Genomic DNA, 16,775 nt, shown 5'->3' on the forward strand with positions numbered 1-16,775 from the left:
AAACAACAAGGAACACTAACGATGGATGCTGTCTGCTCTGATCTGGTTGCTGAGGTTCGCGCGTTTCGTCAGCGCTTCCCGCAGGTGCGTTACGTTGACCTGATTTCCCTGGATATTCCCGGGCATTTTTACGGTAAGCGCTACCCGATAGAAATGCTCGAGAAGGTCGCCGCCGGCAGTGTGCTCAAGCTGCCGCAAAACTGTGTGTTGCTGGGCACGCAGGGCGGTCTGTTCAAAATCGGCGACTACTGTTTTAACGACGGCGATCCGGATGCTCCCCGCCGCCTGGTGCCCGGTACGCTCAAGCCTGTGAGCTGGGAAAAACAACCGCTGGGGCAGATGCTGATTACCTCAAGCGGTACCGAAAAACCTATCGTCTTCGAGCCGCGAGAAGTGTTGGCGCAGGTGCTCGAGCGCCTTGGCCGAAAAGGGATTTTCCCCGTGGTCGCGTTCGAGCTGGAGTTTTATCTGTTCGATCGCCAGCTACGTGACGGTTTGCCACAGTTCCCTCGCGATCAGCTGACGGACGATGCCGATGATCAGCCGAATATGCACATCGAACGGCTGTCGAGATTTTCACCGGTACTCGATGACATGGTCGAGACCGCGCGGGCACAAGGCATCGATACCACGGTGATCACCGCGGAGCTGGGCCCTGGCCAGTTCGAGATCAATTTTGGTCACCTTGACGACGGCCTGCGTGCGGCCGACTGGGCGGCCCTGTTTTGCCGCAGCACCCGGGGGGTGGCCCTCAAGCACAACCACCGTGCCAGCTTCATGGCCAAACCCTACTTGCAGCACCCCGGTAGCGGCATGCATGTGCATGTGAGCCTTTACGACGAGGCCGGAAACAACCTGTTGGCGGCTAACGATCAGCAGGCGCTGCGCCATGCGGTGGCCGGTTGCCTTGAAGTGTTGCCGCATTGCATGCCGATCTTTGCACCGAATCACAACGCAATGCGTCGCTTGAGCGGCACGGTGAACGTCGCGACGCGCGCCAGTTGGGGGTTTGAAGATCGTGACGCTTGCCTGCGGGTGCCTGAGTCGGACGCTAAAAATCTGCGCATCGAACATCGCCTGGCGGGCGCGGATGCCAACCCTTATCTCGTGTTGGCGGCGATTCTGGTAGGGCTGGAGCAAGGGTTGGAGGTTGGTCGTGAACCGATAGCATCCCTCAACGAAGACCGTGGCAGCGGTATCGACTTCCCGCTGGAGATGCTGGATGCCGTGCGTTCGATGCAAAACAATGCGCAGTTGCGCGAAGGCTTGGGTGCGGAATTTGTGGAGGTCTACTGCGAAAACAAGCGCCAAGACCATTTAGAATTCCTGCAGGACATCAGTGCGCGGGAGTATCGCTGGTACCTGTAAATCAGTCCTTGTCGACGCTCGTCCATAAAAATTGTGTGGATATTTAATGAGTTAGACGTTTTAGTAACCGGATAGTGAATCAAAATATCTTGTTGCAGGCAGAAATATTAAGTAATATTCGCCCCGCGTTCACCACCACGGTTTATGCATTTTGAGTCCCAGGCGTCCATCAGCTGCCTGGGATTTTTTTTGCCTGAAATTCGGGCCGGTGCGCGCAACTTGCTCCAGCGCAGGACCAGGATCACAGCGGCCAATGATCCCTATCCGCTATCGAGAGATGATCCCGTGATCAATCGCGTATTTGACCAGGGCCGCCGGTTTGTCGATGTTGAGTTTGCGACGGATGCTCAGGCGATGGGTTTCTACAGTGCGAACGCTGATGTCCAGTTCGCGGGCCATCTCCTTGTTGTTCAGCCCCTGAGCCATCTTGTACAACACTTGGCTTTCGCGCGGCGTCAGCTCGTTGTCGGTACTTTTATCGGCGATGAGCCGCTGGGCGATCTCGGCGCTGTAGAACGTACCGCCACTGGCAATGGCTTCGATCGCCGCAATGATTTCCCGCGACGGTGAGTTCTTCAGTACATAGCCGCTGGCACCCGCACGCACGGACTCACTCACGTATTCATTGTTGTCGTACATGCTGAGCACCAGCACCTTGAGCGACGGGTACTGGCTGCGTAACACCCGGGTCAGCTCAAGCCCGTTCATGTCCCGCAGGCTAATGTCGACCAGCAACAGGTCCGGCTGGCAGCGCCCGACCATTTCAATGGCATCCGCGCCATTCTCGGCTTCGCCCACCACTTCCAGGGGGGCCATGACCGCCAGCAGCGCTTTGATGCCGTCGCGGACCAAGGAGTGATCGTCGACCAGGGCGACGCGGATCGGGTAGGGCAGGTTCATCGCGGGTATTCACTCTTGTTGTTGTGGGGCGCGTCAGCGTTTTGCGCCGGGGATCTTCATCGGCAGCAGAACGTCCAGCTCACTTCTTCCCGGCATTGAGATCAGGTCGAATCGTCCACCAAAATGCTCGACTCGCTCACGAATATTACGCAGGCCAATGCCCGCATGACGACGTTCGACCTGAGCGACGTTGAAGCCGATACCGTCATCGACCACCGTCAACCGTACGGACTCTTCAGACCCGTGCAGGGTAATGGAGACGTTTTTTGCCTGGGCGTGGCGTTCGATATTCGTCAGTCCTTCTTGCACGATGCGAAACAGCGCGACCGCTGCCCCATCGACCCAATGACAGTCGAATTCGTTGTCGTTGTAGGTCACCACCAGGCCGCTGCGTTGTTCGAATTCAGCTGCGAGTTGACCGATCGCCGCCGGCAGGCCCAAGGTGTCGAGCAGCGAGGAGCGCAGGTCGTGAGAGAGGCTGCGAACCTCGCCAATCGCTTCCCCCAGGCGTTCCGTGGCGTCCCTCAGCGTGCTCAAACCCTTGTCTTGTGCTTGCCCGTTCTCGAGCAGATGGCTGGCCAGTTCGAACTGAAATTTAATGGAGACGAGCAGCTGGCTAATGCCGTCGTGCAGTTCACGGGAAACCCGTGATCGTTCTTCCTCCTGCAAACTGACGATACGCTGAGTCAGGCGCTGCAGTTTTTTGTCGGCCAGACGATGCTCGCTGACGTTGAGCGTCATGCCACTGGCGAAGACAAACAGCACCGCCACGAGGGCCACCGCGGCAATCGCCAGCATGGTTTTACGAATGCCCTGTGCCACTTCGTCACGCGCCTGTTGGGTCGCGCGCTCAACGTCTTCAAGGTAGATGCCGGTGCCGAGCATCCAGCCCCAACGATCCAGCATCACCACATAGGCGAGCTTGTCGGTCACTTGGCCGGAAGAGGGTTTGTTCCAGGCGTAGCGTTGAAAACCTTCGCCTGATTGCGCACTTTTGAGCAACGCCTGGATCACTGGCAAACCGTGAGCGTCCTTCATGTCCCACAGGTATTTGCCCACCAATTCCGACTGGCGCGCGTGCATCAGGCTGCGACCTTCGTGGTCGTAGACAAAGAAGTAGCCATTGATGCCAAAGCTGAGCTTGCGCAGTTCTTCCAGCACTTGTTGCTGTGCGTGTTCGTCACCGTGGCCGTCGTCGTACAGCGGCTCGATCAGGCTTTGCGCCATTTCGACATAGTTCTTAAGTTCTGCGCGCTTGCTCGCCAGAATGCTGTCTTGGATCAGTTGCGCCTGTTGTTCACCCAGTTGCCGGTTCATCGAAATCACCAGCGCGCAGATGACGGCGATGGCCAACACCAGCGGCAGAATCCCGAGCGCGACGATTTTGTGTTTGAGCTGCATCTCTGCTCCTGTCCAGACCGAGGGAAGGCGAAGGCCCGGCATCATATGCCAAAGATACGCGCGCCCAGTAGCGGTGCTGGACGGGATGACAAACCGTCTACGTAGAACTACGTAGACGCCGCGTACGTAGTAACGCGGATTTATTTGTAGACGGTATGCGGGGATATTGGGCCAGCTCCGCACAGCGGACACAATTATAAAAATTACCGCCGCAGTCCACTGGCTGTCGGCAGGAGACACGCTATGCCCCGTCTGGCTAAACACCTCGCCTGGTTTGCCGTGGCTGTCCTGGGAGCGTTTGCGCTAAGTGTCGTGGCCCTGCGCCGCGGCGAAGCGATCAATGCCCTCTGGATCGTAGTCGCAGCAGTTGCTATCTATCTCGTCGCTTATCGTTACTACAGCCTGTTCATCGCCAACAAGGTGATGCAACTCGACCCCAATCGTGCCACGCCCGCGGTCGTCAACAACGACGGTCTGGACTACGTACCGACCAACAAACACGTACTCTTCGGTCACCACTTCGCCGCCATCGCTGGCGCGGGTCCGCTGGTCGGTCCGGTCCTGGCGGCGCAGATGGGCTATTTGCCCGGCACGCTGTGGCTGATTGCCGGCGTGGTGCTGGCCGGTGCCGTTCAGGACTTCATGGTCTTGTTCATGTCCACCCGCCGCAACGGCCGTTCCCTCGGCGACATGGTTCGTGAAGAAATGGGCCGCATCCCCGGCACCATCGCGCTGTTTGGCTGCTTCCTGATCATGATCATCATCCTCGCGGTGCTGGCGCTGATCGTGGTCAAGGCCTTGGCCGAGAGCCCGTGGGGGATTTTCACGGTGATGGCGACCATCCCGATCGCGATGTTCATGGGCATTTACATGCGCTACATCCGCCCGGGCCGCATTGGTGAAATCTCCGTGGTTGGCGTGTTGCTGTTGCTGGGTTCGATCTGGCTGGGCGGGCAAGTGGCCGCCGATCCGGTGTGGGCCAAAGCGTTCACCTTCACCGGCGTACAAATAACCTGGATGCTGATCGGCTACGGTTTCGTCGCAGCGGTATTGCCGATCTGGCTGATTCTGGCGCCGCGGGACTACCTGTCGACGTTCCTGAAAATCGGCACCATCGTGGCCTTGGCGATCGGCATCCTGATCACCATGCCTGATTTGAAAATGCCGGCGCTGACCCAGTTCATCGACGGCACCGGGCCGGTGTGGAAGGGCGGTCTGTTCCCATTCCTGTTCATCACCATTGCCTGTGGCGCGGTCTCCGGTTTTCACTCGCTGATTGCTTCGGGCACCACACCGAAAATGTTGGCTAACGAAGGTGATGCCCGTTACATCGGTTACGGCGGCATGCTGATGGAATCCTTCGTCGCCATCATGGCCATGGTTGCCGCGTCGGTGATCGAGCCGGGCGTGTATTTCGCCATGAACAGTCCGGCGGCGATCGTCGGTGGTGACGTGGTGGCTGTCGCACAAACCGTCAGCAGCTGGGGTTTTGCAATTACCCCGGAAGCGCTGCAAGCGGTGGCCAAGGACATCGGGGAAACCACGATCCTGGCCCGTGCCGGCGGTGCGCCGACCCTGGCGGTTGGTATTGCGCAGATCCTGCACAGTGTCCTGCCGGGTGAAAGCACCATGGCGTTCTGGTACCACTTCGCGATCCTGTTCGAAGCGCTGTTCATCCTCACCGCCGTCGACGCGGGGACCCGTGCCGGGCGGTTCATGCTCCAGGACTTGCTTGGTTCCTTCGTGCCGGCGCTGAAACGCACCGAATCCTGGACCGCCAACCTGATCGCAACCGCAGGATGTGTGGCGATGTGGGGTTATCTGCTGTATCAGGGCGTGATCGATCCGCTGGGTGGCATCAACACCTTGTGGCCGCTGTTCGGTATCTCCAACCAGATGCTGGCCGGTATCGCGCTGATGTTGGCGACCGTCGTGCTGATCAAAATGAAGCGCCAGCGTTACGTCTGGGTCACCATGCTGCCAGCGGTGTGGCTGCTGATCTGCACCACCACCGCCGGTTTCATCAAGCTGTTCGACGCCAACCCGGCGATCGGCTTCCTGTCGCTGGCCAAGAAATACAGCGATGCCCTGGCCAACGGTCAGATCCTCGCGCCGGCCAAGAGCATCGAGCAGATGCAGCACGTGATCTACAACGCCTACACCAACGCAACATTGACGGCGCTGTTCTTACTGGTGGTCTTCAGCATCCTGTTTTTTGCACTCAAGGTTGGTATTGCCGCCTGGGGCAGCAAAGAACGTACGGATAAGGAAGCACCGTTCCAGGCTATTCCGGACGCTTGATCGAGGAGGGCAGCATGTTCAATGACCTGAGTCGCCTCGGTAAATACCTCGGTCAGGCCGCGCGCCTGATGGTCGGGATGCCCGACTACGACACGTACGTCGAACATATGCAAAGCAAGCACCCGGACAAACCGGTGATGAGTTATGAGGTGTTCTTCCGGGAACGCCAGGAAGCTCGTTACGGAAGCAAGGCTGGGCCGAAGTGCTGTTGAGGGTCGGTGGCAGTGATGCCATCTAAATAGCAAATTAAAGAACCCGGCTGATGAGGCCGGGTTTTTTATTAAGTGAATTCCATTGGCCGATCCGTATTGAGTCAGGAGGCGGGGATGGTTTCGAGCGTTTCGAGATTCAGCAGGGTGAAATAGCCACGGTCCGGCCTCCAGCCAGCCGTATCGATGTGAATCACATTACCAAGGCTGACAGGCATAAGAAGCGGCGTATGCCCTACGACGAGTGCGCGTAGGCCATCAACGCCATGCTTTTGCATCTGATCGATCCGCCGTCGTGACCACATGCAGGAGTGCTGGACCACTTGCAGCTGCTCGTTGCTTTCTGGCGATTCCAGTTCCTTACGCAATTGTTCCCATGATGGAAATGGACAATCGGCGTGCACGATGCCGATCAGGCCGTGTGCTGTTTCAACTTCTATCGCGATAGGGAGCTTGGCGAACTGCGCCGCGAAAGCTTGCTTCTCGAATGGCGATAGATCCGTGAACCATGAGCCGCCGTTGCCGATCCAGCTGTCGAAGTCGCAGGTGTCGAAACACACCACATAGTCGTCATGGTTGCCCCGCACTGGGTGGAACCATGGTTTGTCCAGCCAATCGAGCGCGTCACGGCACTCGGGTCCACGGTCAATCAGATCGCCAACACTGAACAGGCGATCTACTGAGGGGTTGAGCCCGACTGCATCCAGAGCGGCCTGCAACCGAGTGAAATGGCCGTGAATGTCACCGACCACGAAATCTCGGCCGGCAACGTTTACGGCAAAGCGCTTCACGCGCGGCATCTCGAAAGCTTCGAGCATGGGAATACCTCTCCCGCAGCTCCCCAACGGGCTGGTAGTCAGTTGAGTTTAGGCCAGGAAGTGCTGGTCGACGATGACCGCGGCGGCAAGAAGACTTTTACCGCCGCGCGACAGGCTTCCCGGATCCAGCGCGGTGAGAGTCAGTAGCCAGTTGCTTGCCCGAAGTGGTTGTCCTGCACTCCGGCGATGAGGTGCAGGGGCACGTGTTGCGCATCAATGGATTGGACTTCGAAAGTTTCCACTATTTGGGTTTGGCGCTCACTCAGCCCGGTCGACTCTTCTGCAAGAGCCTTAGCCATTCTCGCGTGGTTCGCTGCGATTTCATTGAGAGTTGACACGTTACATCTCCCGGTGACTGACCAAGCGTATCGCTGGAGTCCTTAAGCGTTAATTAAAGTGCCGCCGCGTCAGAATTACGTCGCTCTGGGGCCGCTACGAGCGTCTTTTGCAATCCTTAAGCCAGAAATAGTCAATAAATTCGCGCCACGTTTCTCATGCGACGAATGGTTGCGCAACGGCGACTTTGGCCAACTGCTCGCGAACCAGGTCATTGGGCTCATTGATCCGCTTTCGCTTGCGCAGGTTGATCCTGATCCGGGGCACACGACTAACAAAAGCGTGTGTGTCCGACATCGGCGCCGATGTACTGGCAGCAGGATCGCTGCGTTGTTCTCGCAGGGCGTATATTGATAATGTCGATCCAAGTAGTTGAGGCGATAGCAGATCGCTTGTGGTGTGACGTGCGAGAGGACTGGGGGGAGCGGAGCAGATATCCCAGAACGTTTGGAGGTGCTACATGAGCGAATATCAACGACTCTTTCTGATAACCGGTTCAACCATGCGTCACACGCCGGCGCTGCAGCGAGCGGTCGCAATTGCCGAAGCCACAGGCGCAGCGCTACATATCACGGTGTTTATTGAAGACTTCGACTTCATGGGTTTGATAAGTGGAAGTGGGAAGTTTCGTGAGACCTGTCAGCAAGAGAACCAAAAGTGGCTGAAGGATGAGGCCGATCTAATACGCGGAAGCGGTATCAAGGTGAGTACTGAAGTGCTGGTAACTCGCAACGCGCTGCAAGAGATCCTTCGGCACGTGGAAGAAATGCAGCCGGACCTGGTTATTAAGGACGTGCAACACGAGTCAGCGCTCAAGCGCGTGTTTATCACTCCTTTGGATTGGCACCTGTTGCGCGAATGTCCGGTGGCTTTACATCTGGTCAGCGAAGTTAGGTGTCCGCTTCCGCGGGTGATAGTGGCTGCAGTTGATCCGTCGCACCCAGAAACTCAGATCACCGGAATTAACGACCGTATCATCCAGGCTGCGAACGGATTGGCAATGCAATGCAATGCCGAGTTGCATCTGCTGTATGCCTACGATCTATCACTGACACATATCTCTGACGCAGGTGCTGGTGCAGTGACGATGCCAGGCTTCAGCAGCGACGTTCGTCGGTCGCTGCATAAGTCATTCATGGCATTGGCCGATCACTACGGCGTGCCACCTGAGCGACAGCACTTCATTGCAGGACCACCTACGAAGGCGATGGCTGACTTTGCAGCCCACAACCGAGCCGATGTAATCGTAATGGGAAATGTGCATCGCAAAGGGCTGGATAAATTGGTTGGCAGCACTACAGAGCATGTCCTGTACCAGGTGCCCTGCAACGTTTTCGCAATTCAGGGGCAAGCGGATCAATGAATCAGACCATCAGTAGTGAACAGTGGAGCGCACTGGCTCCCTGTGGGAAGCTGGCAACGCTGCTGGCACCACGTCGATCACGCAGGTGTGATACGCACTGAGGCTTTCACGATGACCGATGCTGACCACTGTGATTTCGGTGGCTCCCAGAGCCTCGTACAGACGTCGCTCTGCAATTTCGTCCAACCCCGAGGTGGCCTCATCGAGGAACAGCAGCGGCGGCTGTATCAGTAAGGCCCTGGCCATGGCCAGGCGCTGTTGCTCTCCGGGGCTCAGGCGCCGGCTCCAGTCATCGGTACTGTGCAAGGGCAGATGTTGCAGTTCTGCCAGTTTGAGTACTTCTTCCAGGCGCGTTTCATCAATGTGGATAGCGCTGGCCTCGCCAGTTTGATGCAAGAGCTCATGTAACGAACCGTTTGGCAGATAAGGCCTTTGAGGCAGTATGAACAGGCCATCCCGGTCCAGTTCGGCGCTGCCCTGGTGCCGTGGCCACAATCCGGCCAGTGAGCGAAGCAGGGTGGTCTTGCCCACGCCCGAAGGGCCGCGCAGCAGCAGCCGTTCACCGGGTGCCAAGGTCAGGGTCAGCGGTTCGAACAGCGGTAAACCGTGCTCGTTCAGCGGTGAAAAGTCATGCAGCCGCAGGCCGGCAGTACGATGGGTCACGGGGTCGACCGGGGCGGGCAGTGCGTCGAGTTCACGCCAGAAACTGCACAGGCGCGTCTTGGTCGCACGCCATTCGGCGATTTGCGGGTAGCTGTGAATCAAAAACGACAGCGAGGCCTGTATTTCGCCAAAAGCTGAAGCGATCTGGGTCAGTTGTCCCAGTTGAATCTCCCGCGAGAAGAAGCGCGGTGACACCAGCAACAGCGGCAAGGTAAAGGCGAATCGCTCATATGCCGCATTGATGCCCAGCAGGTGTTTTTTCGAGCGAACCAATCTGGAGTAGTTGCTCAGCAGCAGCCCCAGTTGTCCTAGTAACTGCTTGCTTTCCCAGCCCTGACCGCGGGAAAGGGCGACGTTTTCAGCGTCTTCACGCAGGCGTGTCAGGCCGAAACGAAAATCCGCCTCACGACGTTGTTGCAGGAAATTAAGCCCAATCAGCGGTTTGCCGATCCAGTGTGCGATGCTGCTGCCGATCACGGCGTAGATCAAGGCCAGCCACAACATGTAGCCGGGGATGGCGACGGCATGCCCGGCGACTTCGAACTCCAGCGTGCCGGAAATACGCCACATGATCAGGCTGAACAGTATCACCAGAATGATCGCCTGGAGCAGGTTCAAGCCCAGGTCCAAGGTCTGCTCGACGAAGATCTTGCAGTCCTCGGCGATGCGTTGGTCGGGGTTGTCGTAGGTCACGCTGTGAAAGCGGCTGCGGTAGTAGCGTTGGCTGTCGAGCCACTTGGCGAGAAAGGCCTGGGTGAGTTTTTCTCGCCAGCTGATCAGCAATCGCTGCTGAACCTGAAACTTGGCCATGGTGCAGGCGATGAAGGCGACGTCCAGTACCAGCAGTTCCACGACGTGATAACCGAACGCGGCGGCATCCAGGCTTTGCAATGAGTTGTAGAACCCCAGGCTCCACTCGTTCCAGCGCACCTGGATCGCAATGATCCCGGCCACCGCCAGCATGGCCATGGCGAGGGTCAGCCAGGCGCGACGACGGCCTTCAGCCGACCAGTAAGGCGCGGCCAGCAATTTCATATCATGGATGAACATCAGAGCGTCCTGCCTGGCAAACTCGGGGGGTGACCCGCCGTGTAGAGTCTTCGGAATACAAAAAACGTGGTAGGTTAACAGTTCTCAAACTCAGTTACGAAGCCTCATGACGTCTCTTCAAACCGCTGCCCGAATGCTCGACGAAACCCTGCTCGATCAGTTGTTTCGTTTCGAGGGCGCCTTTCTGCGCAGCACGTGCCGGCTCAGCGATTGCATCGAAGGCCGTGGACTGATTGAGTTTCGCGATCCGCAAACCTGTACCGAACTGTTGGGCCTGTATGCCCGCTACTATCCCGCTGCGCCTCGGGCCGCGCTGGTATCTCAATGGTCGATGGATTTGATTTGCGTGACGCTGGCCTTACCGTTGGCAGCCGCAGCGCAGAATCTGAGCTGCACCGTGCGTGATCCTCATGTAGCACTGGAAGACGGCATGCCCGTGGCTCAGGTGTTTGCCGCGGGCGAAGTGCTGCCCTTGAATGACCCGTTGGCCTTCGTGCAACAACTGCTGGTCGAAGACATGGCGCCCTTGGTCCAGGCATTGGCCAGCGCCGGGCGGGTGGCCCAGCGCTTGCTGTGGAACAACGTGGCGGCCGCCATCGAAGTCGCGCTCGATTACTTCCAGATGCCGCAAGCGCCGCAGTGGCGTGATCGCCTGTTCAGGGAGCGTCATTGGCCCGACGGCACGCGCAATCCGCTGTACGGCTTCCTGCAACTGGCCCCCGGCCCGAGTGGTGTCCCCTTGCTGATGCGCAAGGTGTGCTGCCTGCACCATCAACTGGGTGATGCGCGCCCGTATTGCGACAACTGTCCGCTGGTGCCGGGCGCTGACATCACGCAGCCTCATCAGGCATAAGCCGCGTGGGCTTCGACCTGGGTGAGGCGGCCGTTCTCGACTTTCAGTACCCGGTCGGCCTGTTGGAGGTAAGCGTCGTCGTGGGTGATCACGATCACGGTCTTGCCCCGGGCTTTTAACTCCGGCAACAGCTCCATGTAGAACACCCGCTTGAAGGTCGGATCCTGGTCGGCGGCCCACTCGTCGAACAGATAAAACGGCTTGTCGTCCAGATACGCCGACACCAGCGCCAGTCGCTTGCGTTGGCCCGTGGACAGATCCACGGTGGAAAAGCGGTCGTCGACGATGCTGACTTTATGCCCCAGCCCCAAAGCCTTCACATAACGCGTCGCTTCGGCGGTGCGGTGCTCGGCGTCCGGTCCGTCGTCGCCCAGCAACTGTTCGAACAGGTGGAAGTCAGCGAATACCGCGGCAAAGTGCTGACGGTATTGCTCGCGGTTGTCGTCGTCCACTTCCACGCCATTGAGCACCACGCAACCGGTTTCCGGCGCATACAGCCCGAGCAGCAGCATCGACAGCGTGGTCTTGCCACTGCCGTTGCCTCCCACCACGAACACCAGTTCGCCCTGTTCCAGCGTCAGGTCCATCGGGCCGAGCATGAAGGGATGATCCTCGTGTTCGCCGGGATAACGGTGGCACACGCCGTTGAGCAACAGCCGCATCGGACCTTCGCTGGCGAACACGTTACCGACCGGGGCGGCGGCCTGGGCTTCGGTGCTCAATTCGGCGTCCAGTTGGCGAATGCGATCCAGGGCAATGCTGGCCTGACGCAACGACGGCAGGGCGATCATCAGGTCGGAAATCGGCCGCACCAGATACAGCAGGGTGATGGTGAAACTGGTCAGCACGGTGATCGGCTGCGGCAGCCAGAACGGCACGATGAACAGCAGCACGCCCAGGTTGAGGTAAAACAGCAGGGTGCCGAGATTGGCCACCACCGAATACCCGGCCATGCCGCGCAGGAACCGCACACGAAACTCGTCGGCGCCCGGACGGATGACCCGCTCGACGAAGGCTTCGCCACGGGCGTTGTTCAGCTGCAGTTCTTTGCTGCCTTCGATCAGGCTGCGAAAGTGCTGATAGAGCACATCCTTTTGTTGGCGCACCCGTTCCAGATGGCTCAACGGCCCGCGTTCGGCCAGGTGAAACGCCACCAGCCCCACCAACAGGAACAACGCGAGAATCGCCAGCAGCGACCACGACAGCCAGGCCAGGTAGGCGAAGCACGCCAGGGTCACCACGGCGTTGACGAACAGCAGCGGCACCCACTCGAACGCGGCGGTAAAGGTGTGCACGTCTTCGGTGAGGATCACCAGCAAACGGTGTTTGCCCATGCCTTGCAGGCGCTTGAGCGGGGTGGCGAGCAGCTTGCGCGACAGGTCGATGCGCATCTGAAAAATTGCGCTTTGGGTCAGGTGCAGCAGCGACAGTTCCGAGCAGAGCTTGCTCAGCAGCATGCCGACGCATAGCCCGAAAAACCCCAGGGCCAGCTCTGGCAGTTGCTGCGGGTTGGCCAGCCCGCGGTTGATCAGGATCACCAGGCCCGCACTGGCCAGACCGCCCAGTGCACCGGTGATGGAGGCCAGCGCCAGCAGGCGTGCCGATTGGCGGTAGAGATAGAGAATCAGGTTCATGCGACGGTTTCCGTCGAGGCCACGGCCAGCGACTTGTTGAGTTGTTCATGGAAGGCGGATTGCCCGAGGATCGTGTCGTGATCGGCGGCGACCTGATGATGACAGGTTCGCTGGCTGATCGCGTCCCACTGCGCAGGCAGGGTCGGGCGCTCGACGAGGGTCTGTTCGGCCCACCACAGGTGCAGGGTGGCACGCACGGCGGGCACTGAATAGCCGATGACCCAACGACGCGCGTCGGCCATCACATTCAAGGTCTGCTCGACGTAAGCCTGCGGTGCATTGAGGCTCAGGCCGTTGGCGTTCGCCCATTGCAGCAAGGCGAAACGCAATTGCTCCACGCGACCCAGCCCGGCGGTGGCCGTGCGCAGTTCAGTCAGACGTTCCGGGGCGAGCGTGGCCAGTCGCTGGCGACTGTCGCTGCTCAGCTCTTGCTGCACGATTGAGTACAGCGCATCCCACGCCAGCGCCTCGTCCTCGGCGTGAAAGGTGCTGTCGAACAACCCCAGCCATTCGACCGTTTGCCCTTGCGCTTCCAGTTGCCGGGTCAGCTCCAGCGCCAGCAATCCGCCCATGGACCAACCGCCCAGGCGATATGGACCTTGCGCCTGAATCTGCTGGATCTGCGGCACGTATTCGCTGGCCAATGCGGCGAGGTCCTGGCTGCGCAGCGACTCGGGTAGCGGGATGCCGTACACCGGCAGTTCATTTGGCAACCCGGCGACCATCGGCACATAGTGATGCACCCCACCCGAGGGCTGGTGCAGGCAGAACAGCGGCGTCTGTCCTGCTTCGCCGGCCTGCAGGTTAATGACGGCTGCGCGGTTGTGCGGCTGGGTGATCTGCTTGGCGAGCCGGATCAGCGTCGGGTGCTGGAAGATCACGTTGACCGGCACTTCAATACCCAGCGTGGCACGCAGCCTTGCGGTCATGCGCACCACCAGCAACGAATGGCCACCGAGGGCGAAAAAGTCATCGTGGCGACCGATCACCTCGGCCTCCAGCAGTTCCTGCCACACTGCCGCAAGCACCTGTTCGACATGACCTTCAGGCGCTTCGTAAGGCGCGAGGCTGTGGTTCGGCACCCTGGCCAGCAAGGCGCGATGATCGACCTTGCCGTTGGCGGTGCGCGGCAGTTGCGCCAGCCACTGGATGTCGGCGGGAATCATGTGCGCCGGCAACATTGTCGCCAGGGACTCACGCACGGCACTGGCCTGAAGCTGGGTGGACGACTCGACGAAAGCACGCAAGCTCGGTTCGGCCTGGGTGGTGTCCAGCAAGACCACTGCCAGTTTGGCGTGGCTGACGCTGCACAGTGCGGCTTCGATTTCGCCCAGCTCGATGCGGTAACCGCGCAGTTTTATCTGCGAGTCAGTACGTCCGAGGAACACCAGTTGCCCGTCCAGATCCTGCCAGGCGAAATCGCCGGTGCGGTACAGACGTTGGCCGTCGAGAGATGGATGGCTGGCCCGGATGAATTTTTCGGACGTCATCTGCGGCAGGCCCAGATAACCTTCGGACAATCCCGGCCCGGCAATGTGAATTTCACCCTTGAGTCCCCGAGCCACGGGTGCGCCGTCGCTGGCGAGCAGGTACACCCGGGTGTGGGCAATGGCGCGGCCGATGGGCACGGATCCCACGCCCTGATCGGGACGGCAGAGGGCGACGGTGCTCCACACCGAGGCTTCCGTCGGACCGTATTCGTTGTATAGCTGCGCGCCGGGTTGGCGGCGATAGTGGTTGTCCACCAGCGCTGGTGGGCAGCTTTCACCAGCGACGATGGCGGTGTTCAGCGGGCTCGGGCTGTCGCCCAATTCGTCCAGCAACAATGCGTAAAGCGAAGGCAGGGCCAGCAGATGCGACACGCCGTGGCGGCGGATCAACCGGGCCAGTTGCAGCGGATCTTTCTGTTCGATTTCACTGGCCAGGTGCAGGCAACCGCCCTGGGCCAGGCTCCAGAACAGCCCGGCGATGGAGCTGTCGAAGGCGAACGACGACAGCAGCAGGAAGCGTTCCACCGGCTGCGGATACCCCGCCAGCCGCGCCGCCAGGGAATGCAGGGCGTTGGCATGGCTGATGACCACACCCTTGGGCTGGCCGGTACTGCCGGAGGTGTAAATCAGGTAGGCGGGTTGGTCCCGCGAGACTTTCGGCTCGTCCCGAAACGGCACTGCCGGCATCGCTTGATCGATCGCCAGCGCACTCGGCTGCCAGTCCGCCGGCAGGTCTTGCACACGAGCGTGATGGGTCAGCACCAGACGTGCCTGGCTGTCGCGCAGAATATGTTCGATACGCTCGGTGGGGTAGGCCGGATCGATCGGTACGTAGCAGGCACCGGCACGCAAAATTGCGACCAGCGCCACCACCGCATCAATGTCCCGCGGCAGGAAATGCGCGATCCGCGCACCGGGCTCCAGGCCTTGGGCCAGCAGTTGCTGGGTCAGGGCACTGACCCGCTGATCCAGCTCAGCGTGGTTCAAGGTGCCGCTCGGACCGGTTACCGCCGGGTGTCCGGCGTTGGTGGCCGAACCCTGAGCGGCCGAACCCTTGGAGAAGCAGGCAGCCAGGTTTGGCAGGGCGAACGTGGCAGCATAAAGCTGTTCTTGCGCCGGGCTCAGGGTGGGTGAAGTGGCCAGTGCGCCGGTCACCCGTTGTTGCTCGGCGGCGCTGCAGGTCGCCAGTCGGTTCAGGCGGGTGGACGGTTCACGCAGGCTGTGCTCGATCACGCTCAGCAGCTGCTCGGCGAGCATTTCGACATGGGCTGACGTGTAGAGCGCGGCGTCAAAATGCAGCGACAAACCGCTGGCGGAACGCGGTTGATACTGCAACAGCAACGCGCAGCCGGCGCTGACACTGTCGGCCTGTTCGATCTGCCAACCGGCATCGTTCAGGGCGCTGTGAGGCGCAATGGAGAGTTCGCGAAAGCCTACGCCCGACAGCGATGGTACGTTGCTCAAGTGGCTCGGATAGCTGTCCCGCGCATCGTTGAGCAGGCCGACGCGTTCGGTCAGTTGCTGGCACAGCGCGGCAAACGATAGCTCGGGTGCGGTGTCGAGTGTCAGCGGCAACGGTTCGGAAAACAGCCCGAGGGCATCGCCCAATACGTCCGGACGTGCCTGGTGTTCGTAGGCCAGCGTCAGGCGTTCGGCTTCGCTGTAGCGTTGCCACAGGGTTACCCAGGCGGCGAGGATGAGAATGCCGCTGCTGACGCCGAGGCTGGCCGCTTGCTGATCGAGGCTTTGCAGGGTCGCACCGTCGAGCGGCAGTTGCGCCCGGCCCGGTTCGATCAGCCCGGATGGCGCCGTGTTCTGGCGCTGCCAGGGCAACGGCACATCCACGACCACCGCGCTGAACTGCTCATCCCAGAACCGCCGGCTCTGTTCGTCGTCCACCGATTCCAGACGCCAGGCGGCGTAGTCGGCGTACTGCAACGGCAGCTCTTGCGGCGCCACTTGCAAGTAGCCCAGGGCCCACTCTTCGCCGAGGTAACCCAGGCTGGTGCTGTCCAGATGCAATGCCGGCAGGTGCAACGTCGCCGACTTGGCGTCCACTTGCAGTTCAATTCCCAGCGTCTGCAATTCAGCGGTTGAATCGTCGATCACCTGCATCGGCAACGACAGCCCCGGCAGTTGCTGGTACCGGGTGCGTAGAATCTCGTGGCGTTGCATCAGCGCCAGCAAACTGTTTTTCAGCCGTGCGCCGTCCAGCGATTGTTCACTGCGAATGCGCAGCGTGGCACGGTGTGCTGTCGGCGCCAGACGGGTTTGTTGCAGACGCCACAGGTGAGCCTGTTGCGGCGACAGTTCGAAGCCTTCGAACGGCGTGTCTTCGTGAGTCTGAGTCATGCTGAGACCTGTACAAAAAAGTGCGACATGAGCGCGA

12 protein-coding genes are annotated in these 16,775 nt (G+C 59.9%); 5 read left to right on the forward strand and 7 right to left on the reverse strand.

Annotated features, from left to right (window positions below):
* Positions 1–21 precede the first annotated feature (21 nt).
* Positions 22–1,368, forward strand: a complete 1,347-nt coding sequence (locus ACYZTU_RS12530) for a glutamine synthetase family protein (protein ID WP_461970534.1) — start codon at positions 22–24, stop codon at positions 1,366–1,368.
* 267 nt (positions 1,369–1,635) lie between these two features.
* Here the strand turns inward: ACYZTU_RS12530 and ACYZTU_RS12535 are convergent, their stop codons facing one another.
* Both ACYZTU_RS12535 and ACYZTU_RS12540 read right to left on the reverse strand, forming a co-directional pair.
* Positions 1,636–2,268, reverse strand: coding sequence for a response regulator (locus ACYZTU_RS12535; protein WP_461970536.1), 633 nt, complete (start codon positions 2,266–2,268; stop codon positions 1,636–1,638).
* A 33-nt stretch (positions 2,269–2,301) separates the two neighbouring features.
* Positions 2,302–3,669 carry a cache domain-containing protein gene (locus ACYZTU_RS12540; protein WP_461970538.1) on the reverse strand — a complete coding sequence of 456 codons (1,368 nt, stop codon included), beginning with the start codon at positions 3,667–3,669 and terminating at the stop codon, positions 2,302–2,304.
* A gap of 243 nt (positions 3,670–3,912) precedes the next feature.
* On the opposite strand from ACYZTU_RS12540, the gene ACYZTU_RS12545 reads away from it, so the two are divergent.
* Positions 3,913–5,970 carry a carbon starvation CstA family protein gene (locus ACYZTU_RS12545; protein WP_461970539.1) on the forward strand — a complete coding sequence of 686 codons (2,058 nt, stop codon included), beginning with the start codon at positions 3,913–3,915 and terminating at the stop codon, positions 5,968–5,970.
* 14 nt (positions 5,971–5,984) lie between these two features.
* On the forward strand, positions 5,985–6,182 hold the full coding sequence (locus tag ACYZTU_RS12550; RefSeq protein ID WP_109631600.1) for a YbdD/YjiX family protein: 198 nt from the start codon (positions 5,985–5,987) through the stop codon (positions 6,180–6,182).
* Positions 6,183–6,283: 101 nt separating this feature from the next.
* Here ACYZTU_RS12550 and ACYZTU_RS12555 read toward each other — a convergent pair whose 3' ends face one another.
* Positions 6,284–6,997 carry a metallophosphoesterase gene (locus ACYZTU_RS12555; RefSeq protein ID WP_461970541.1) on the reverse strand — a complete coding sequence of 238 codons (714 nt, stop codon included), beginning with the start codon at positions 6,995–6,997 and terminating at the stop codon, positions 6,284–6,286.
* A 140-nt stretch (positions 6,998–7,137) separates the two neighbouring features.
* Positions 7,138–7,335, reverse strand: a complete 198-nt coding sequence (locus tag ACYZTU_RS12560) for a hypothetical protein (RefSeq protein WP_461970542.1) — start codon at positions 7,333–7,335, stop codon at positions 7,138–7,140.
* Between the two features lie 458 nt (positions 7,336–7,793).
* On the opposite strand from ACYZTU_RS12560, the gene ACYZTU_RS12565 reads away from it, so the two are divergent.
* Positions 7,794–8,696: a universal stress protein gene (locus tag ACYZTU_RS12565; RefSeq protein ID WP_461970544.1), complete on the forward strand. Its 903-nt coding sequence runs from the start codon at positions 7,794–7,796 to the stop codon at positions 8,694–8,696.
* Between the two features lie 9 nt (positions 8,697–8,705).
* On the opposite strand, the gene ACYZTU_RS12570 is transcribed toward ACYZTU_RS12565, so the two are convergent.
* Complete coding sequence (locus tag ACYZTU_RS12570) at positions 8,706–10,409, reverse strand: ABC transporter ATP-binding protein/permease (protein WP_461970546.1); 1,704 nt, start codon at positions 10,407–10,409, stop codon at positions 8,706–8,708.
* Positions 10,410–10,515: 106 nt separating this feature from the next.
* Here ACYZTU_RS12570 and fhuF point away from each other — a divergent pair, with 106 nt between their 5' ends.
* Positions 10,516–11,262, forward strand: coding sequence for a siderophore-iron reductase FhuF (gene fhuF / locus ACYZTU_RS12575; RefSeq protein ID WP_461970547.1), 747 nt, complete (start codon positions 10,516–10,518; stop codon positions 11,260–11,262).
* Here fhuF and ACYZTU_RS12580 read toward each other — a convergent pair.
* Both ACYZTU_RS12580 and ACYZTU_RS12585 read right to left on the reverse strand, forming a co-directional pair.
* Positions 11,253–12,896: a cyclic peptide export ABC transporter gene (locus ACYZTU_RS12580; RefSeq protein WP_461970549.1), complete on the reverse strand. Its 1,644-nt coding sequence runs from the start codon at positions 12,894–12,896 to the stop codon at positions 11,253–11,255. The two genes, fhuF and ACYZTU_RS12580, sit on opposite strands and share 10 nt — an antisense overlap.
* Complete coding sequence (locus ACYZTU_RS12585) at positions 12,893–16,738, reverse strand: non-ribosomal peptide synthetase (RefSeq protein ID WP_461970551.1); 3,846 nt, start codon at positions 16,736–16,738, stop codon at positions 12,893–12,895. Before ACYZTU_RS12585 ends, ACYZTU_RS12580 begins: the two co-directional genes overlap by 4 nt.
* Positions 16,739–16,775: the final 37 nt, after the last annotated feature.

The organism is Pseudomonas sp. HLT2-19-2, assembly GCF_054898005.1.

Bases quoted from the DNA above. Each gene is read 5' to 3' on its own strand.
- ACYZTU_RS12530 (WP_461970534.1), top strand. From the start codon at position 22: ATGGATGCTGTCTGCTCTGATCTGGTTGCTGAGGTTCGCGCGTTTCGT.
- ACYZTU_RS12535 (WP_461970536.1), bottom strand. From the start codon at position 2,268: ATGAACCTGCCCTACCCGATCCGCGTCGCCCTGGTCGACGATCACTCC.
- ACYZTU_RS12540 (WP_461970538.1), bottom strand. From the start codon at position 3,669: ATGCAGCTCAAACACAAAATCGTCGCGCTCGGGATTCTGCCGCTGGTG.
- ACYZTU_RS12545 (WP_461970539.1), top strand. From the start codon at position 3,913: ATGCCCCGTCTGGCTAAACACCTCGCCTGGTTTGCCGTGGCTGTCCTG.
- ACYZTU_RS12550 (WP_109631600.1), top strand. From the start codon at position 5,985: ATGTTCAATGACCTGAGTCGCCTCGGTAAATACCTCGGTCAGGCCGCG.
- ACYZTU_RS12555 (WP_461970541.1), bottom strand. From the start codon at position 6,997: ATGCTCGAAGCTTTCGAGATGCCGCGCGTGAAGCGCTTTGCCGTAAAC.
- ACYZTU_RS12565 (WP_461970544.1), top strand. From the start codon at position 7,794: ATGAGCGAATATCAACGACTCTTTCTGATAACCGGTTCAACCATGCGT.
- ACYZTU_RS12570 (WP_461970546.1), bottom strand. From the start codon at position 10,409: ATGTTCATCCATGATATGAAATTGCTGGCCGCGCCTTACTGGTCGGCT.
- fhuF (WP_461970547.1), top strand. From the start codon at position 10,516: ATGACGTCTCTTCAAACCGCTGCCCGAATGCTCGACGAAACCCTGCTC.
- ACYZTU_RS12580 (WP_461970549.1), bottom strand. From the start codon at position 12,896: ATGAACCTGATTCTCTATCTCTACCGCCAATCGGCACGCCTGCTGGCG.
- ACYZTU_RS12585 (WP_461970551.1), bottom strand. From the start codon at position 16,738: ATGACTCAGACTCACGAAGACACGCCGTTCGAAGGCTTCGAACTGTCG.